This is a genomic window from Streptomyces sp. DSM 15324 (assembly GCF_001514285.1).
GTDB lineage: Bacteria > Actinomycetota > Actinomycetes > Streptomycetales > Streptomycetaceae > Streptomyces.
The window spans coordinates 140,582-156,560 of record NZ_KQ949024.1 but is presented as its reverse complement, the minus strand read 5'-3'; the positions used below and the strand labels follow the sequence as shown (position 1 = coordinate 156,560).

Sequence of the window (15,979 nt, the reverse complement as noted above, 5' to 3'; positions counted from 1 at the left end):
CGCGGCTCTATCGCGTCCGGCATGGTCAGGCCAGGCCGTGGGCCGACTTCTTACGGCGCACGCCGTACAGACCGGCCCCGGCGACCGCGAGGACGGCCAGACCGCCCGCGGTCACGGCCGGAGCGGCCAGGGCGCCACCGCCGGTGTGCACACCGCCGTGGGGCTTGTCCTTGCCGCTCCAGGAGTCCTCACCGTCCTCCTTGCTCCACGAGGAGTCGTCCTTGTTCCAGGAGTCCTTGGACGAGTCGTCCTTGCTCCAGGACTCCTCCTTGGAGCCGTCCTCCTTGCTCCACTCCTTGCCGCCCTTCTCGTGGCCGTCGGTCACGAGGGTCAGGGCGCCGCCGCCGGTGTGCACACCGCCGTGGGGCTTGCCGTGCTCCTTGCCGGAGTCCTCCTTGCCGGAGTCCTCCTTGCTCCAGGAGGAGTCGTCCTTGGCGGAGTCGTCCTTGTTCCAGGAGTCCTCCTTGGTCGACGACTCGTCCTTCTTGCTGTAGGACGAGTCGCCCTTCTCCCAGTCGCCGTCGGCCGCGAAGGCGCCGGGCGCGGTGAGGGCGAGGACGGCCGAGGCCGCCGCGCTGGCCAGGATGATGCGAGCAGAACGCATGTGCGGGGATCCTTCCGCCACGGCCGGGCAGCTGGTGCTTCGTCAGCTGGGATGACCCGGCCCTGACGTGATCCACCGTCAGTCACACCGCCGCCGCCCACCACTCGGGGCGGTCACGCGGGTGAACGGGCCCCGCCAAACGAGTCGGCCGGCAGCGCGAGGGCTGCCGGCCGAGGTGGTGCGGGGGGGCGCGGGTCAGGGCAAGGACAGGACGGTGTCCAGTACCTGACGCAGCGTCGACTGGGGGTCCGCGACCGGACCGGGGGAGCGCCAGGCGACGAATCCGTCCGGCCGGACGAGGACGGCGCCCCCGGGGCCGACGCCGTGCGCGGCGCGCCAGTCGGTGCCCGCGGGACCCTCCAGCGGGGTCAGGTCGGCGTCGCGACCGGTGCCCACCCGGTACGGGGTCAGCGGGATCGCCTCCCGGTCGGCGAGGCGGGCGGCGGCCTCCTGCCAGGCGCTCGGCTCACCGCCGCCGTCCGTGTCGTCGGCGTCGCTGAGCAGGACCAGGGTGCGCTCGTACAGGTCGAGCGTGGAGATCCGCTCGCCCGCGCGCCGTACCCACAGGTGCGGTGCCCTGCTGCCGGGCTCCCCGGTCAGGGAGAGCCCGTCCGGGACGACGGGGGCCGCCGGGTCGGCGCCGGCGACGGCGCCGCGCGGATAGCGGTAGCCGAGGGCCACGTTCAGGATGCCGCGCTGGGGTCCGCCGGCCCCTGCGCCGGGCGGCGGGGCGAAGCCGGGGTGGCTGTGCTCGGCCGAGCGGGCGGCGGCGCGGGCGCTGGTGGCCTCCGCGACCGGCCGGCGCTCGGCGTCGTAGGTGTCGAGGAGCCCGTCGCCGGCCCAGCCGCCGAGCACCGCGGCCAGCTTCCAGGCGAGGTTGTGGGCGTCCTGGATGCCGGTGTTGGAGCCGAACGCGCCGGTGGGGGACATCTCGTGCGCCGAGTCGCCGGCCAGGAACACCCGCCCCGACCGGTAGGCGCGGGTCACCCGCTGGGCGGCGTGCCAGGGCGCCTTGCCGGTGATCTCCACGTCCAGGTCGGGGACCCCGACCGCCCGGCGGATGTGCGCGATGCAGCGTTCGTCGGTGAACTCCTCCATCGTCTCGCCGTGTTCGGGGTGCCAGGGGGCGTGGAAGACCCAGTTCTCGCGGTTGTCCACGGGCAGCAGCGCGCCGTCGGCGTCCGGCTCGGTGAGGTAGCAGACGATGAAGCGGCGCTCGCCCACCACCTCGGCGAGCCGGCGCGAGCGGAACGTCATGCTGATGTTGTGGAACAGGTCGCCGGGGCCGCTCTGCCCGATGCCGAGCGCCTCCCGCACGGGGCTGCGCGGGCCGTCGGCGGCGACCAGGTAGTCCGCGCGGACGGTGGTGTGCTCGCCGGTGTCCCGGCTCTTGACCAGCGCGGTGACGCCCTGGTCGTCGGCGTCGAAGGACATCAGCTCGGTGTGGAAGCGCAGATCGCCGCCGAGTTCCGCCGCCCGGTCGCGCAGGACCGGCTCCAGGTCGTTCTGGCTGCACAGGCACCAGCCGCTCGGACTGAACCGGGCCAGGCCGCCGCCCGGGTCGATGTCCTTGAAGAGCCACTCGCCCGCGTCGCCGACCAGGGTGGGCGTCTGCAGGATGCCGTGGTTCTCGGCCAGCGTCGCCGCGGCCCGGTGGATCCCCGGTTCGGCTCCGGCCACCCGGAACAGCTCCATCGTGCGGACGTTGTTGCCGCGGCCGCGCGGGTGGACGGAGGTGCCGGCGTGGCGCTCCACCAGGGTGTGCCGCACCCCCAGCCGACCCAGGAACAGGGACGTCGACAGGCCCACCAGGGAACCGCCGACGATGAGGACCGGGACCCTGTGGACCCTCTCGCCGGCTTCGCCGGCCATCTCGTTCGTCATTCCTTCATCACTCGCCTCCAGGCATTCATGTCGGCCGACTCCACCGGAATGGGTCCGCGGTCTTCATGCATTGCCCCGCACGGCGGACACCGCCTCGGGCCGCAGCCGCTTCACCCGCTTGACCCACCCGATTCACCGTGCTGACGCCCTCACAGGCGAACGGGTGACGCCGCACCGGCGCCACCCGTGACGAACCGCCGCCCGCTCAGCCCTCGATGCGGTGCGTGCTCCAGAACGAGGTGAGGTCCGTGGTCGTGGCGGCCTGGGCGGCCGCCTTGAACTCGGCCGTGGTCGACACCCCGTACCAGTGCGAAGTGGCGTAGCTCTTCAGCAGGTTGGCCATCGCCGTGTCCCCGATGAGCCGCCTGAGGTCGTGCAGGGCGCACTTGCCGTAGCCGTAGACGACCGTGCTGTACCGGGAGGAATGGGCGTCCCAGTAGGCCATCGAGTTGGTGATCTTCTCGGCGGACGACGCCCACGAGACGCTGTTCCAGCAGTTCGTGCCGGTGCTGCCGAGGGCCAGGTCGGTGGCGTAGTCGGTGAACGACTCGTCCAGCCAGGGGCTGTTGTACTCGTCGTCGCCGACGATGCCGTACCACCACTGGTGGCCGATCTCATGGGTGAGCGCGGTGGTGCTGACCAGGTCGAGGACGAATCCGGGGTACTCCATTCCGCCGAACCAGAAATTGTTGTCGATGACCGCGTCCAGTTCGCCGTACGGGTACGCCCCGAAGCGGGCCGCGTGCGCGTCGACGGCGGTTCTGGCGGTGCTGAGCATCGACTGGGCGCTGCTGGAGCTGATCCCGGAGACCGAGTAGACGTTGATCGGCGTCCCCGCGGCGGACGTGCCGGAGATCTTGCTGAAGGGGCCGGCCGCCCAGGCGAAGTCCCGGACCCGGGTGGCGGTGGCCGTGGTGACGGTACGTCCGCTGGAGCCGGCGGTGTCGACGGAGGTGCCGGTGGCCGGGACCAGCAGGGTGGTCGGGTGGTCGAGGGTCACCCGGAAGTCGGCGGCCAGGGAGTAGAAGGACTCGCCGTTGTTGGTGTACGGGTCCAGGTGCCAGCCCGCGCCGTCCTTGACCGCCAGCACGGGCAGCGCGTTGCCGATGAAGCTGAAGGAGCCGTCGGAGCCGAACCGGTCGGCGCCGCTGGGCACCGCGATGCCGAGGTCGAAGCCGATCGTGGCGCTCTGGCCCTGGGCGAGCGGCGTGGCCAGGGTGATCGGCAGGGCGGTGCAGGAGACGGCGAGCGTGCCGGCCGTGCCGCCGCTGACGTTGGTGACGGTGATCGGCGGTGCGGAGCAGGTGCCGTGGTAGTTGTCCCACAGCCGCAGGTAGACCTCGCTCAGCGCGGTGGCGGAGGCGTTGGTGAAGGTCGCGGTCTCGTGCCCGTTCCACACTGTGCCGGCGGTGTTGCTGGTGAGGCTGACGGTGTAGGCCGGTGCGGCGGGCGTCCGGGTCGCGTCGGCGGGCGGGGTGGTCGCGTCGGAGGTGTTCAGGGCGATGTCGTCGAGGACGAAGCTCGACTGGAGGCTGGAGTCCTCGGTGCCGGTGAAGGACAGGGCGACGGTCTGGCCGGCGAACGCGGACACGTCGAAGGACTTCTGGACGTACCCGGTGTTCTTGTCGAGGTTCGAGTACGTGGCGAGGGTGGTCGAGCCGATCTTGGCGGTGAGTCTGTCGTAGGCGGTGGACGACGTCGTCTCCGCGGTGTCGATGTGCAGCCAGAAGGTGAGCGTGGCCTTCGCGCAGTCGGACGGGACGGTGACGGTCTGCGTGAGCGTGTCGGTGTGGGTGGCGCCGGTGCCGTCCAGCCACGCGTAGTACCCGCCGCCGTGCGCGCTCTGGCCGGTGCGGTTGGTGACGACGGTGGCCGAGGACGGGGTCCAGGAGGTGGCGCCGCTCTCGAAGCCGCCGTTGGCGACGGCCTGGGAGGGCGTGCAGGCCGCGGCCGCCGCGGGCGCGGCGCTCGCGGGGGCCGCGGGCAGGACGAGGGCGGCCGTCGCGGCGAGGGCGAGCGCGCTCGCGGCGAGGGCCTTGCGGGGGGTGGGTCTCACACGTGGCTCCTTCGAGGCGTCCGGACCCCCGGCAGGGGTGTGCCGGAGGGAGAGCGGCGGTGTGCGACGGGTGGGGGAAGCCTGACAGGACTGACGCGTCCATGTCACCCAGGATTCGGCAAAGGAATCCGGCGGCGAGCACCCGCGACGGCCCCGCTCACACCCGCCCCACCCCCGCTGTGCGGCACGCGTAACCCCCGGCGCCCCACCGGGGAGACACCTGCGTAATGCACGCTTCGCGTTACCTCCGAGACGTGTACTGACCGGTGAAATCCGGCCAGAACGGCGCGCCCCTGTTCGGTTTATCAACACTATCCGACAAGATCTGACGCACCCTCCGTCCGTGCCGTCGCACGGGTCCCCCAGAGGAAGGTCGTGGTCATGTCGCACCCGTACGCGTCGCCCATGGACCGGCCGGACCGCCCCGAGCGGGTGGCCGTCAGCCGTCGCCGTCTGCTCGAGGGATCGGCCGCCGTCCTCGGCGCCCTCGCCCTGTCCGCCCCGGCCGGCACCCACCGCGCGGCCGCCGCGGGCGCCGTCGTGGACAACCCCGAGTGGAACGGCCGCATCGACGTCTTCCGGCTCGGCACCGAGGCCCCGCACACCACCCTCATGCCGTACGCCGACCTCGCCCAGGCCCTCGCCGCCGACCGCACCCGCTCCCCGTACCGGCTGAGCCTGGACGGCACCTGGAAGTTCGCCCACGCCGACCGGCCCGAGGACCGCGACCCCGGCTTCCACCGCACCGACCTCGACGACAGCGGCTGGGGCACCCTCCCGGTCCCCTCCGCCTGGCAGCTGCACGGCTACGACCGCCCCCTCTACGTCAACATCACCTACCCCTGGTGGGGCCCCAACGGACTCGGCGAGGACGCCCAGCCGCCGGCCGCCCCCACGCGCTTCAACCCCGTCGGCCAGTACCGCCGGACCTTCACCGTCCCGCGCGGCTGGGCGGGCCGGCGCACCTTCCTCCACTTCGAGGGCGTCAAGTCCGCCCACTACGTCTGGATCAACGGCGCACTCGTCGGCTACCACGAGGACTCCTACACCCCCGCCGAGTACGACATCACCCCGCACCTGAGAGCCGGCACCAACCAGATCGCCGTGGAGGTCTACCGCTACTCCGACGGCGACTGGCTGGAGGACCAGGACATGATCCGGCTGAGCGGCATCTTCCGCTCGGTATACCTCTACTCCACCCCGGCCGTGCACCTGCGCGACTTCCGCCTCGACACCCCGCTCGGCGACCGGCACACGACGGCCGCGCTGGCGGTCACCGCGAGCGTGCGCGACTACGGCGGCGAGGGCGCCGGCCGGTACGCCGTCGAGACCCAGCTCTACGACGCGGGCGGCCACCCGGTCTGGTCCCGGCCGCTGCGCCAGGCGGTCGACCTCGGCGCCGGCGAGGAGCGGACCGTACAGGCCGAGAAGGCCGTGCCCGCGCCGCGCCTGTGGTCGGCCGAGCACCCGTACCTCTACACCGCCGTGCTCCGGCTGCGCGATCCGGGCGGCCGGGTGATCGAGACCCTCTCCCACCGCGTCGGCCTGCGCGAGTTCGTCCTGAAGGACGGGCTGATGCGCATCAACGGCAAGCCCGTCTCCCTGCGCGGCACCAACCGGCACGAGATGCACCCGGTGCGCGGCTCCGCCCTCACCCGCGCCGACCTCGTCGAGGACATCCGGCTGATCAAACGCCTCAACATCAACACCGTCCGCACCTCCCACTACCCCAACAACCCGCTCTGGCTGGAGCTCGCCGACGCCTACGGCCTCTACCTGGTCGACGAGACCAACCTGGAGACCCACGGCATCCGCGGCCAGTACCCCGGCGACCACCCCGAGTGGACCGCGGCCTGCGTGGCCCGCGCCCAGAACATGGTCCACCGCGACAAGAACCACGCCTCGGTCGTCATCTGGTCCCTCGGCAACGAGGCGGGCGGCGGCAGCACCTTCACCGCCATGCACGACTGGATCCGCTCCTACGACACCACCCGCGTCATCCAGTACGAGGGCGACGACCGCCCCGGCATCAGTGACATCCGCTCCGAGATGTACGACACCCCGGCCCGCGTCGAGGCCCGTGCGAAGGACACCGCCGACACCCGGCCGTACGTGATGATCGAATACGCCCACTCGATGGGGAACTCCACCGGCAACCTCACCGAGTACTGGGACCTGGTCCGCCGCCACGACGTCCTCCAGGGCGGCTGGATCTGGGACTTCGTCGACCAGGCCCTGAGCTGGCCCACCCCGGCCCGCACCCTGTTCACCGAGTCCGGGCCCGCCGCGCTGACCGGCGAGATCGTCAACCCCAGCGGAGGCTTCGACCGCGACAAGGGCGTCTCCGGTGCCACGGTCTTCGCCCGCGACCCGCGACTGGACCTCACCGGCTCCCTCACCCTGGAGGCCTGGGTCACCCCGCACGTGACCGGCTACCACCAGCCGATCCTGGTCAAGGGCGACACCCACTACTCCCTGAAGCAGTCGGGCCGCACCCTGGAGTTCTTCATCCACGGCAGCGGCCAGTGGGTCAGCGCGAGCTGGGCGGTCCCCGACGACTGGACCGGCCGCGAACACCATGTCGCGGGTGTCTACGACGCCGACGCCGGCACGCTCACCCTCCAGGTCGACGGCACGGTCCGCGCCACCCGGACCACCACCGTGCGCCCCGCCGTCAACACCGCCCCCCTGTCCCTGGCCACCGACGTCGACAACCCGACCCGCGAGTTCAGCGGCACCATCCGCGCCGCCCGCGTCTACGCCCGCGCCCTGACCGCCGCCGAACTCGCCTCCGGCGACCGGGGCCCCGGCGACGACGGCGTACGGTTCTGGTTCGACGCGGCCACCGTCGAGGTCACCGAGAAGCGGCCCCGCGAGAAGACCTTCATGGCCTACGGCGGGGACTGGGGCGACAACCCCAACGACGGCGCGTTCTCCGGGGACGGCATCGTGCTGGCCGACCGCGGCCTCACCGGGAAGTCCGCCCAGGTCAAACGCGTCTACCAGGCAATCGGGGCCCGCCCCGCGACCGGCGGGACGCTGACCCCCGGCGACCCGGTCACCCTCACCAACGAGTACCTCTTCACCGACCTGCGCGACTTCGACGGCCACTGGGAACTGCTCGCCGACGGCGAGCCGGTGCAGCGCGGCAGACTGAGCCGGGACCGGCTGAAGCTGCCCCCGCTGTCCGCCAAGGACATCACCGTCCCCTTCCACCCGCCGCGCCGGCCCGCCCCCGGCACCGAGTACTTCCTGAACCTCTCCTTCACCACCCGCGAGCGCACCCCGTGGGCCGAGGCGGGCTTCGAGGTGGCCCGCCGGCAGATCCCGGTCGACGCCGGCAGCCCCGCCGTCACCCCCGTGCCCCTCGCCGCCGTCCCCGCCCTCACCCACGAGGAGGGCGCCACGTCCGTCACCGTCACCGGCGAGGACTTCTCCGTCACCGTCGACAAGCGGACCGGTGTCATCACCTCCTACCGCTGCGGCGGCTCCTCACTCGTCGTCTCGGGACCCACCCCCAACTACTGGCGCGCGCCCACCGACAACGACCGCGGCAACGGCCAGCACACCCGCAACCAGACCTGGCGCGACGCCGGCGCCCGCCGCAGGGTCACCGGGACCGCCGTACGGACCCTGGGCGACCGGGCCGTCGAGATCCACGTCACCGGAACGCTGCCCACCACCACCGAGTCGGCGTACACCACCACCTACACCGTCTTCGGCAACGGCGAGATCAAGGTCGACCACACCCTGCACCCGGGCGCCGCCACCCTGCCCTACCTCCCCGAGGTGGGCACGCTGCTCTTCCTGCCCGCCCGGCTCGAACGCCTGTACTACTACGGCCGCGGCCCCGAGGAGAACCACTGGGACCGCAACGACGCCACCGACGTGGGCCTGCACTCCGGCACCGTCACCGGCCAGTGGACCCCCTATCTGCGCCCGCAGGAGAACGGCAACAAGACCGACGTCCGCTGGGTCGCCCTCACCGGCCGCGACGGCACCGGGCTGCTCGTCAGCGGCGAGCCGCTGCTGGAGTTCAACGCCTCCCACTTCACCCCCGAGGACCTCTCCGTCGGCGCCCGCCACGACTACCAGCTCACCCCGCGGCGGGAGGTCGTCCTGCGGGTGAACCACCGCCAGATGGGCGTCGGCGGCGACAACAGCTGGGGCGCCCACACCCACGACGCCTACAAACTCCCCGCCGACCGCGACTACGCCTACACCTACCGGCTGCGCCCCCTGACCGACCTGGCCGGGGCGACGCGGGCCACGCGCCGGCCCACGGCCACCCGGTAGCGGGCGGACCGTCCGGGGCCGTCCGGGGCCCGTCGGCGGCCCCGCCCTGGGTACCGTTTCCCCACGGAACACGAAACGGTACCCAGGGAACAGGAACCTCTCATGACCGAGCAGGACGAGCGATTCGACGTCGTCGTACTGGGCGCCGGCCCCGGCGGCTATGTGGCCGCGGTCCGGGCCGCCCAGTTGGGCAAGCGCGTCGCCGTCGTCGAGGAGAAGTACTGGGGCGGCGTCTGCCTGAACGTGGGCTGCATCCCCACCAAGGCCCTGCTGCGCAACGCCGAGCTCGCCCACATCGTCACCCACGAGGCGAAGACCTTCGGCATCAAGGTCGACGGCACGGTCTCCTTCGACTACGGCGAGGCCTACCGCCGCAGCCGCAAGGTCGCCGACGGCCGTGTCAAGGGCGTCCACTACCTGATGAAGAAGAACGGGATCACCGAGTACGACGGCCGCGGCACCTTCCTCGACCCGCACACCCTCCAGGTCACCGGCTACGACGGCGAGAGCCGCACGATCGGCTTCGAGGACTGCGTCATCGCCACCGGCGCCACCCCCCGCCTGCTCCCCGGCACCCGCCGCACCTCCCGCGTCGTCACCTACGAGGAGCAGATCCTCGCCGAGGAGCTCCCGCAGTCCGTGATCATCGCGGGCGCCGGGGCCATCGGCATCGAGTTCGCCTACGTCCTGAACAACTACGGCGTCAAGGTCACCGTCGTGGAGTTCCTGGACCGCGTCGCGCCCCTGGAGGACGCCGAGGTCTCCGCCGAACTCGCCCGCCAGTACCGCAAGCTGGGCATCGACGTCCTCACCTCCACCCGCGTCGACTCCATCGACGAGTCCGGTCCGCAGGTCCGGGTCACCGTCACCGGCAAGGACGGCGCGCCGCGGGTGCTGGAGGCCGACAAGGTCCTCCAGGCCATCGGCTTCGCCCCCAACGTCACCGGCTTCGGCCTGGAGAACACCGGCGTCGCCCTCACCGAGCGCGGCGCGATCGAGGTGGACGGCCGCTGCCGCACCTCCGTCCCGCACCTGTACGCCATCGGCGACGTCACCGCCAAGCTGATGCTCGCCCACACCGCCGAGGCCATGGGCGTGATCGCCGCCGAGACCCTCGCCGGCGCGGAGACGATGGAACTCGACTACGCGATGATCCCGCGCGCCACCTACTGCCAGCCGCAGATCGCCAGCTTCGGCTACACCGAGGCCCAGGCCCGCGAGCTCGGCTACGACGTCAAGGTCGCCAAGTTCCCCTTCAGCGCCAACGGCAAGTCGCACGGCCTGGGCGACACCACCGGCTTCGTCAAGCTCATCTCCGACGCGAGGTACGGCGAGCTGATCGGCGGCCACCTCATCGGCCCCGACGTCACCGAACTGCTGCCCGAACTCACCCTCGCCCAGCAGTGGGACCTCACCGTCCACGAGGTCGCCCGCAACGTCCACGCCCACCCCACCCTCGGCGAAGCCGTCAAGGAAGCCGTCCACGGCCTCGCCGGACACATGATCAACATGTGAGGGCGGCGGCGGGGCCGGACGGGTCGCTCGTCCGAACGGCCCCGCCGCGCTCGCCGCCCCCCGACGCCCGGGATGTCCTGGCAGCAGCCGCAGGACCCGAGCGACGGCGCGCGGCGCAGCACCGGAAGGGACGCCCGCCCATGACCTCCCACCCCTCCGCCCACGGCCCCATCGGCCACACCGGGGGCGAGATCGGCACCGCCTGGTCCGTCCCGCCCGGCGGCCCGCGCCGGTCCGCGCCGGCCGCGCACGACGGCTTCGCCTCCGGCGGGAGGGTCTTCTCCGGAATCCTGCTGCTCTGCGGCGGACTCCTGGCCGTCCTCCAGGCCGTGGTCGCCCTCTCCGGCGACGACGTCTACGCCCGTGTCGGCTCCTACGTCTACGCACTCAGCCTCACCGGCTGGGGCGCGATCCACCTCACGCTCGGCGTCCTCGCCGCCGCCACCGGCGCGGCCCTCCTGCGGGGCGTGGCCCGGGCCCGCCCGGCGGGCATCCTCCTGGCCGCGCTCAGCCTGGTCGCCCAGTGGCTGTTCCTGCCGTACGAACCGCCGTGGTCGGTCACCGTGATGGCGATCGACGTGTTCGTGATCTGGTCCCTGGCCATGCTCCCGGAGCGGACGCGACCGGAAGCGCCCCGAGCCCGCCTGCGCGGATGATGTCCATGTCGGATTCTCGCCAGCGCCGACGCGACGGGTGGTCGATGCTGGACACATGCAGAACGCGATGCACACCGACCGCGAGCGCTGTGTGCGCGCCGTGCAGTCGAAGGACGCACGGTTCGACGGATGGTTCTTCACCGCGGTCCTGACCACCGGCATCTACTGCCGGCCGAGCTGCCCCGCCGTACCGCCCAAGCCGCAGAACATGGTCTTCCACGCGAGCGCCGCCGCCTGCCAGCAGGCAGGCTTCCGTGCGTGCAAGCGCTGCCGGCCGGACACCAGCCCGGGCTCCCCGGAGTGGAACCGGCGCGCCGACCTCGTCGCCCGCGCCATGCGGCTGATCGCCGACGGGGTCGTCGACCGGGACGGCGTGCCCGGACTCGCCGCCCGCCTCGGCTACAGCACCCGTCAGGTGGAACGCCAGCTCCTCGCCGAACTCGGCGCGGGCCCCCTGGCGCTGGCCCGCGCCCAGCGCGCCCAGACGGCCCGCCTCCTCGTCGAGACGACCGGACTGCCCATGGCGGACGTGGCGTTCGCCGCCGGCTTCTCCTCCGTGCGCACCTTCAACGACACCGTGCGCGAGGTGTTCGCGCTGTCCCCGAGCGAACTGCGCGCCCGGGTCCCGCACAAGGACCAGGCAAAGGACCGGGCACCGGCCCCCGGCCCCGGGGCACCGGCCACCGGCGGCACCCTCCAGCTCCGGCTGCCGTTCCGCGCCCCGCTCAACCCCGACAACCTGTTCGGCCACCTCGCCGCGACCGGTGTCCCCGGCGTCGAGGAGTGGCGTGACGGCGCCTTCCGGCGCACCCTGCGCCTCCCGTACGGCCACGCGGTCGTCGCGCTCACCCCGCACCCCGACCACATCGGCTGCCGGCTCACCCTCACCGACCTGCGCGATCTCACCGTCGCCACCAGCCGTTGCCGGCGCATGCTCGACCTCGACGCCGACCCCGTCGCCGTCGACGACCAGCTGCGCACGGACCCCCTGCTGGCCCCCCTCGTGGACAAGGCGCCCGGCCGCCGGGTGCCGCGCACGGTCGACGAGGCCGAGTTCGCCGTACGCGCCGTGCTGGGGCAGCAGGTGTCCACGGCGGCCGCCCGCACCCACGCGGCCCGTCTGGTCACCGCGTACGGCGACCCGGTCGAGGACCCGGAAGGCGGCCTCACCCACCTCTTCCCGAGCCCCGAGGCCCTCGCCGAGGCCGACCCCGAGTCCCTGGCCATGCCCCGCACCCGTCGCACCACCTTCACCACCCTCGTCCGCCACCTCGCCGAGGGAACCCTCCACCTGGGCCCCGAGAGCGACTGGCCCGAGACCCGCGCCCGGCTCCTCGCCCTCCCCGGCTTCGGCCCGTGGACCGTCGACGTCATCGCCATGCGCGCCCTCGGCGACCCCGACGCCTTCCTCCCCACCGACCTCGGAATCCGGCGTGCCGCACAGGAGTTGGGCCTGCCGTCCACCCCGGCGGCCCTCACGGCCCGCGCGGCGGCCTGGCGTCCCTGGCGGGCCTACGCGGTCCAGTACCTGTGGGCGACCGACAGCCACCCGATCAACTTCCTTCCTGTCTAGGGACGTTCGCATGAAGAACCACACCGTCATCGACAGCCCGTACGGGCCCCTCACCCTCGTCGCCGACGACGGTGTGCTGTGCGGCCTCTACATGGCCGAACAGCGTCACCGGCCGCCGCAGGAGAACTTCGGCCCCCGCGACGACACCCTGTTCGGCGCGGCCGAGGAACAGCTGGAGGCCTATTTCGAGGGCGGATTGAAGGAGTTCACCCTCCCCCTGCGCATGTCGGGAACCCCGTTCCAGCGCGAGGTGTGGGACCAGCTGCGCAGGATCCCGTACGGCGAGACCCGCTCCTACGGCGAACTCGCGGGGTTCCTCGGCAATCCGGGCGCCTCCCGGGCCGTGGGCCTCGCCAACGGCAGGAACCCGATCGGGATCATCGTCCCCTGCCACCGCGTGGTGGGCGCGAGCGGCGGCCTCACCGGCTACGGCGGCGGCCTGGACCGCAAGCAGCGCCTGCTGGACTTCGAGAGCGGTGCGGCGCTGTTCTGACCCCTCACGTGAGAGCGTCAGACCGGTTGCTCCCGGAGCTCCCGCAGCAGCCGGGGCAGGGCCTCTCCGATGGGCTCGCGGACGACCTCGTCGGCGATCTCGTCGTACGGGGTCGGCTCGGCGTTGACGATGACCAGCCGGGCGCCGTGGTCGGCGGCGACACCGGCGAGGCCCGCGGCGGGCTGGACCTGGAGGCTGGTGCCGACGGCGATGAACACGGTGCAGGCCTTGCTGATCGCGAGCGCGTCACCGAGGACGACCGGATCGAGCCGCTCGCCGAACATCACGGTGGCCGTCTTCAGGATCCCGCCGCACTCCAGACAGGGCGGGTCCGGCTCGCCGGCGTCGACGCGGGCGAGGGCGTCCGCCATCGTCCCGCGGGCGTGGCACTTCGTGCAGACGACACCGTGCGCGGTGCCGTGCAGCTCCAGCACCTTGCGGTCGGGCAGGCCCGCGCGCTGGTGCAGGCCGTCCACGTTCTGGGTGATCACCCGCACCGGGATCCCGGACCGCTCCAGCCCGGCGACGGCCCGGTGCGCCGCGTTCGGCTCGGCGCGCAGCGCGCCGGTCTCCCGCCGCATCAGCCACGACCGCCGCCGGATCTCCGGGTCCCGCATGTAGAAGTCGTAGGTGACGAGCTTCTCGGCCTCGGGGTCCCGTCGCCACAGCCCGTTCGGACCGCGGTAGTCGGGGATCCCGGAGTCGGTGGAGATGCCGGCACCTGTGAGGAGGGCGACGAGTGGCCTGTTCATGGGCCCGAGGGTAGGGTTCCCGCCCGCTCGGGGCGAACGGATATCCGGGGCGCCGGCCGCAGGGTCGGCAGGGAGCCAGGGCCCGGGGACCGCGGCCGCCGGCCGATCACCGCCTGGGCGGATTCCCCGTGCGCTGGTACCGTCCCGGCATGGCCAAGGTCACCGTCTCCCTCGATGCCCAGCTCGTCGTCGAGGTCATGGTTCTCTCCGGGGTGGGCAACCCCCAGGACGCCGTCGAACTCGTCGTCCGGGACTACATCGAGCGCGGTCACCGCACGGAGGCCCGGGTCGCCGCCCGCGACGAGGCGCTGCGCGAGGTGGACGGCGAACCGCGCAACCCCGAGGGCTGAGCCGGCGGCGTCCGCGGGTCAGCCCACCGGGCGGCCGTTCTCCAGCTCGACCGGTCCCGAGCCGTCCGCCAGGGCGTCGAGGGCGGCGAGGACGCGGCGGCCGAGGGAGCCCAGCAGATGTCCCGTGATCTCCTCGCGCGGGACCAGCCGCCAGGACAGCAGTTCCTCCTCCTGGAGCCGGATCGCCTTGAGGTCGTCCTCGTCGAGGGTCCCACCGTCGTAGAGGTACGCCACCAGCGGCGGCCTGCCCGGTCCGACCGACCAGTCCACCGCGAGCAGCCGCCCGAGCGGACGGTCGAGGCCGATCTCCTCCAGCGTCTCGCGGCGCGCGCCCTGCCGGGGCGTCTCGTCCTGGTCGGACTCCACCGTGCCGCCCGGCAGCGCCCAGCCGTCCCGGTAGTTGGGCTCGACGAGCAGCACCCGCCCCTCCACGTCCCGGAAGAGGACGGCGGCACCGGCCAGGATGCGCGGCAGGGAGGCGATGTACGCGGCGAAGTCGGAGGCGCTGGAGGCAGTCATCCCAGCAGGGTATCCAGCTCCGCCACCCGCTCCCGCCGCCCGCCACCGCACGCGCCCGCCCGTGGCACCCCGGTGCGCTCGCACGCCCCCGCACACACCTCCGCGCCCCTCTGCCCTAGCCCGGTGCCCCCACCAACCGCACCGTCCGCTCCGCCAGCTCGCTGATGCGGGCCCCGTCGAAGCCGAACACCGCGCTGTGCACGGTGTCCTCCAGCGGGTCCGTCCAGTGCGCGGGGATCGCCCGTGCCCCGGTCATCACACCGGCCACCGAGCCCGCCGTGGCGCCGTTGGAGTCGGTGTCCAGGCCGCCGCGGACGGTGAGGGCGAGGGTGCGGGTGAAGTCGCCGTCGCCGTAGAGCAGTCCCGCGGTCAGGACGGCGGCGTTGGGGACGGTGTGGATCCAGCCGAGGCCGGACGTCTCGGCGCCGACCGTGGCCAGGGTGTCCTCCCAGCCCAGGCCCGTGTCGTGGAGGGCGGTGACCCGGCGGACGGTCCGGGCCAGACGGCTGCTCGCCGGGATGACGGCCATCGCCTCCGCCAGCGCGCCGCGCACCGTCGGCGCGGTGAACGCCGCCGCGATCAGCGCCGCCGACCACATCGCGCCGTAGACCCCGTTCCCGGTGTGCGAGAGCACCGCGTCCCGGCGGGCGAGGGACGCCGCGCGCCGGGGGGCGCCGGGACTGGTCCAGCCGTAGACGTCGGCGCGGATGAGGGCGCCGATCCACTCCTGGTACGGATTGTCGTACGTCGCCGTCAGCGGCGGTCTGATGCCGCCCGCGAGGTTGCGGTAGGCGGCGCGTTCCGCGGTGAACGTCTGGAGGTACGGCAGCCGCAGCAGCCACAGGTCGCCCACCTGTTCGGTGGTGAACGCGAACCCGTGCCGCTCCAGCAGGTCGAGTCCGAGGATCGCGTAGTCGATGTCGTCGTCGCGGCAGCTGCCGTGGACGCGGCCGCGCACGCAGCTGCGCCACTCGGGCCGCAGCCGCCCGCGGTCCTCCTCGGTGGCGGGCTCGGGCAGATAGTCGGTGAGGGGGAGCGCGCCGGCGCGGCGCAGATAGCCGTCGATGCGCTCGCGGGTCCACACCTCCCCCTGTTCGACCGGTTTGCCGAGCATGTTGCCGGCGATCCGGCCCAGCCAGCCGCCGAGCACACGGTCGGCGAGGGCGGGCCCGGCGGTCGGGGAGGTCCCCACAGCGGTCATGGCTCCGGTCTACCCGATTCCGGGCGCCCTCGCGCGGTTTCCGGCGGCCTCCACAGGAGGTCCTCAGTCCGTCCCAGGGG

Annotated in this window: 12 protein-coding genes; 6 read left to right on the top strand and 6 right to left on the bottom strand. The window is 72.9% G+C overall.

Annotated elements, in window-relative coordinates:
* Positions 1 to 25 precede the first annotated feature (25 nt).
* From AQJ58_RS06935 to AQJ58_RS06925, 3 genes are all read right to left on the bottom strand, one after another.
* The gene (locus AQJ58_RS06935) at positions 26 to 604 is read right to left on the bottom strand and encodes a hypothetical protein (RefSeq protein ID WP_067246155.1); all 579 of its coding nucleotides are present in this window, start codon (positions 602 to 604) and stop codon (positions 26 to 28) included.
* A gap of 195 nt (positions 605 to 799) precedes the next feature.
* The gene (locus AQJ58_RS06930) at positions 800 to 2,476 is read right to left on the bottom strand and encodes an FAD-dependent oxidoreductase (RefSeq protein WP_199844541.1); all 1,677 of its coding nucleotides are present in this window, start codon (positions 2,474 to 2,476) and stop codon (positions 800 to 802) included.
* A gap of 217 nt (positions 2,477 to 2,693) precedes the next feature.
* Positions 2,694 to 4,544 carry a M1 family aminopeptidase gene (locus tag AQJ58_RS06925; RefSeq protein ID WP_067246150.1) on the bottom strand — a complete coding sequence of 617 codons (1,851 nt, stop codon included), beginning with the start codon at positions 4,542 to 4,544 and terminating at the stop codon, positions 2,694 to 2,696.
* A 381-nt stretch (positions 4,545 to 4,925) separates the two neighbouring features.
* On the opposite strand from AQJ58_RS06925, the gene AQJ58_RS06920 reads away from it, so the two are divergent.
* The 5 genes from AQJ58_RS06920 to AQJ58_RS06900 all read left to right on the top strand — a co-directional run bounded on the left by AQJ58_RS06920 (position 4,926) and on the right by AQJ58_RS06900 (position 13,077).
* Positions 4,926 to 8,840, top strand: coding sequence for a glycoside hydrolase family 2 TIM barrel-domain containing protein (locus tag AQJ58_RS06920; protein WP_067246147.1), 3,915 nt, complete (start codon positions 4,926 to 4,928; stop codon positions 8,838 to 8,840).
* Positions 8,841 to 8,942: 102 nt separating this feature from the next.
* Complete coding sequence (lpdA, locus tag AQJ58_RS06915; protein ID WP_067246145.1) at positions 8,943 to 10,355, top strand: dihydrolipoyl dehydrogenase; 1,413 nt, start codon at positions 8,943 to 8,945, stop codon at positions 10,353 to 10,355.
* 140 nt (positions 10,356 to 10,495) lie between these two features.
* On the top strand, positions 10,496 to 11,011 hold the full coding sequence (locus AQJ58_RS06910; RefSeq protein ID WP_067246142.1) for a DUF7144 family membrane protein: 516 nt from the start codon (positions 10,496 to 10,498) through the stop codon (positions 11,009 to 11,011).
* A gap of 67 nt (positions 11,012 to 11,078) precedes the next feature.
* A complete protein-coding gene (locus AQJ58_RS06905; RefSeq protein WP_067247656.1) occupies positions 11,079 to 12,584 on the top strand; it encodes an AlkA N-terminal domain-containing protein in 1,506 nt (501 codons plus the stop codon).
* A gap of 10 nt (positions 12,585 to 12,594) precedes the next feature.
* Complete coding sequence (locus AQJ58_RS06900; RefSeq protein WP_067246139.1) at positions 12,595 to 13,077, top strand: methylated-DNA--[protein]-cysteine S-methyltransferase; 483 nt, start codon at positions 12,595 to 12,597, stop codon at positions 13,075 to 13,077.
* Between the two features lie 17 nt (positions 13,078 to 13,094).
* Here AQJ58_RS06900 and AQJ58_RS06895 read toward each other — a convergent pair whose 3' ends face one another.
* Positions 13,095 to 13,829 carry an SIR2 family NAD-dependent protein deacylase gene (locus tag AQJ58_RS06895; RefSeq protein WP_067246136.1) on the bottom strand — a complete coding sequence of 245 codons (735 nt, stop codon included), beginning with the start codon at positions 13,827 to 13,829 and terminating at the stop codon, positions 13,095 to 13,097.
* Positions 13,830 to 13,978: 149 nt separating this feature from the next.
* Between AQJ58_RS06895 and AQJ58_RS06890 the strand changes: the two genes are divergently transcribed.
* Positions 13,979 to 14,179 (top strand): type II toxin-antitoxin system VapB family antitoxin, encoded by a 201-nt coding sequence (locus AQJ58_RS06890; RefSeq protein ID WP_067247653.1) that lies wholly within the window; start codon positions 13,979 to 13,981, stop codon positions 14,177 to 14,179.
* A gap of 18 nt (positions 14,180 to 14,197) precedes the next feature.
* Here AQJ58_RS06890 and AQJ58_RS06885 read toward each other — a convergent pair whose 3' ends face one another.
* A complete protein-coding gene (locus tag AQJ58_RS06885) occupies positions 14,198 to 14,698 on the bottom strand; it encodes an NUDIX domain-containing protein (protein WP_067246133.1) in 501 nt (166 codons plus the stop codon).
* 115 nt (positions 14,699 to 14,813) lie between these two features.
* Complete coding sequence (locus AQJ58_RS06880) at positions 14,814 to 15,899, bottom strand: ADP-ribosylglycohydrolase family protein (protein WP_067246131.1); 1,086 nt, start codon at positions 15,897 to 15,899, stop codon at positions 14,814 to 14,816.
* Positions 15,900 to 15,979: the final 80 nt, after the last annotated feature.

Coding starts and splice junctions, on each gene's coding strand:
- AQJ58_RS06935 (WP_067246155.1), bottom strand. CDS start 604: ATGCGTTCTGCTCGCATCATCCTGGCCAGCGCGGCGGCCTCGGCCGTC.
- AQJ58_RS06930 (WP_199844541.1), bottom strand. CDS start 2,476: ATGGCCGGCGAAGCCGGCGAGAGGGTCCACAGGGTCCCGGTCCTCATC.
- AQJ58_RS06920 (WP_067246147.1), top strand. CDS start 4,926: ATGTCGCACCCGTACGCGTCGCCCATGGACCGGCCGGACCGCCCCGAG.
- lpdA (WP_067246145.1), top strand. CDS start 8,943: ATGACCGAGCAGGACGAGCGATTCGACGTCGTCGTACTGGGCGCCGGC.
- AQJ58_RS06910 (WP_067246142.1), top strand. CDS start 10,496: ATGACCTCCCACCCCTCCGCCCACGGCCCCATCGGCCACACCGGGGGC.
- AQJ58_RS06905 (WP_067247656.1), top strand. CDS start 11,079: ATGCACACCGACCGCGAGCGCTGTGTGCGCGCCGTGCAGTCGAAGGAC.
- AQJ58_RS06900 (WP_067246139.1), top strand. CDS start 12,595: ATGAAGAACCACACCGTCATCGACAGCCCGTACGGGCCCCTCACCCTC.
- AQJ58_RS06895 (WP_067246136.1), bottom strand. CDS start 13,829: ATGAACAGGCCACTCGTCGCCCTCCTCACAGGTGCCGGCATCTCCACC.
- AQJ58_RS06890 (WP_067247653.1), top strand. CDS start 13,979: ATGGCCAAGGTCACCGTCTCCCTCGATGCCCAGCTCGTCGTCGAGGTC.
- AQJ58_RS06885 (WP_067246133.1), bottom strand. CDS start 14,698: ATGACTGCCTCCAGCGCCTCCGACTTCGCCGCGTACATCGCCTCCCTG.
- AQJ58_RS06880 (WP_067246131.1), bottom strand. CDS start 15,899: ATGACCGCTGTGGGGACCTCCCCGACCGCCGGGCCCGCCCTCGCCGAC.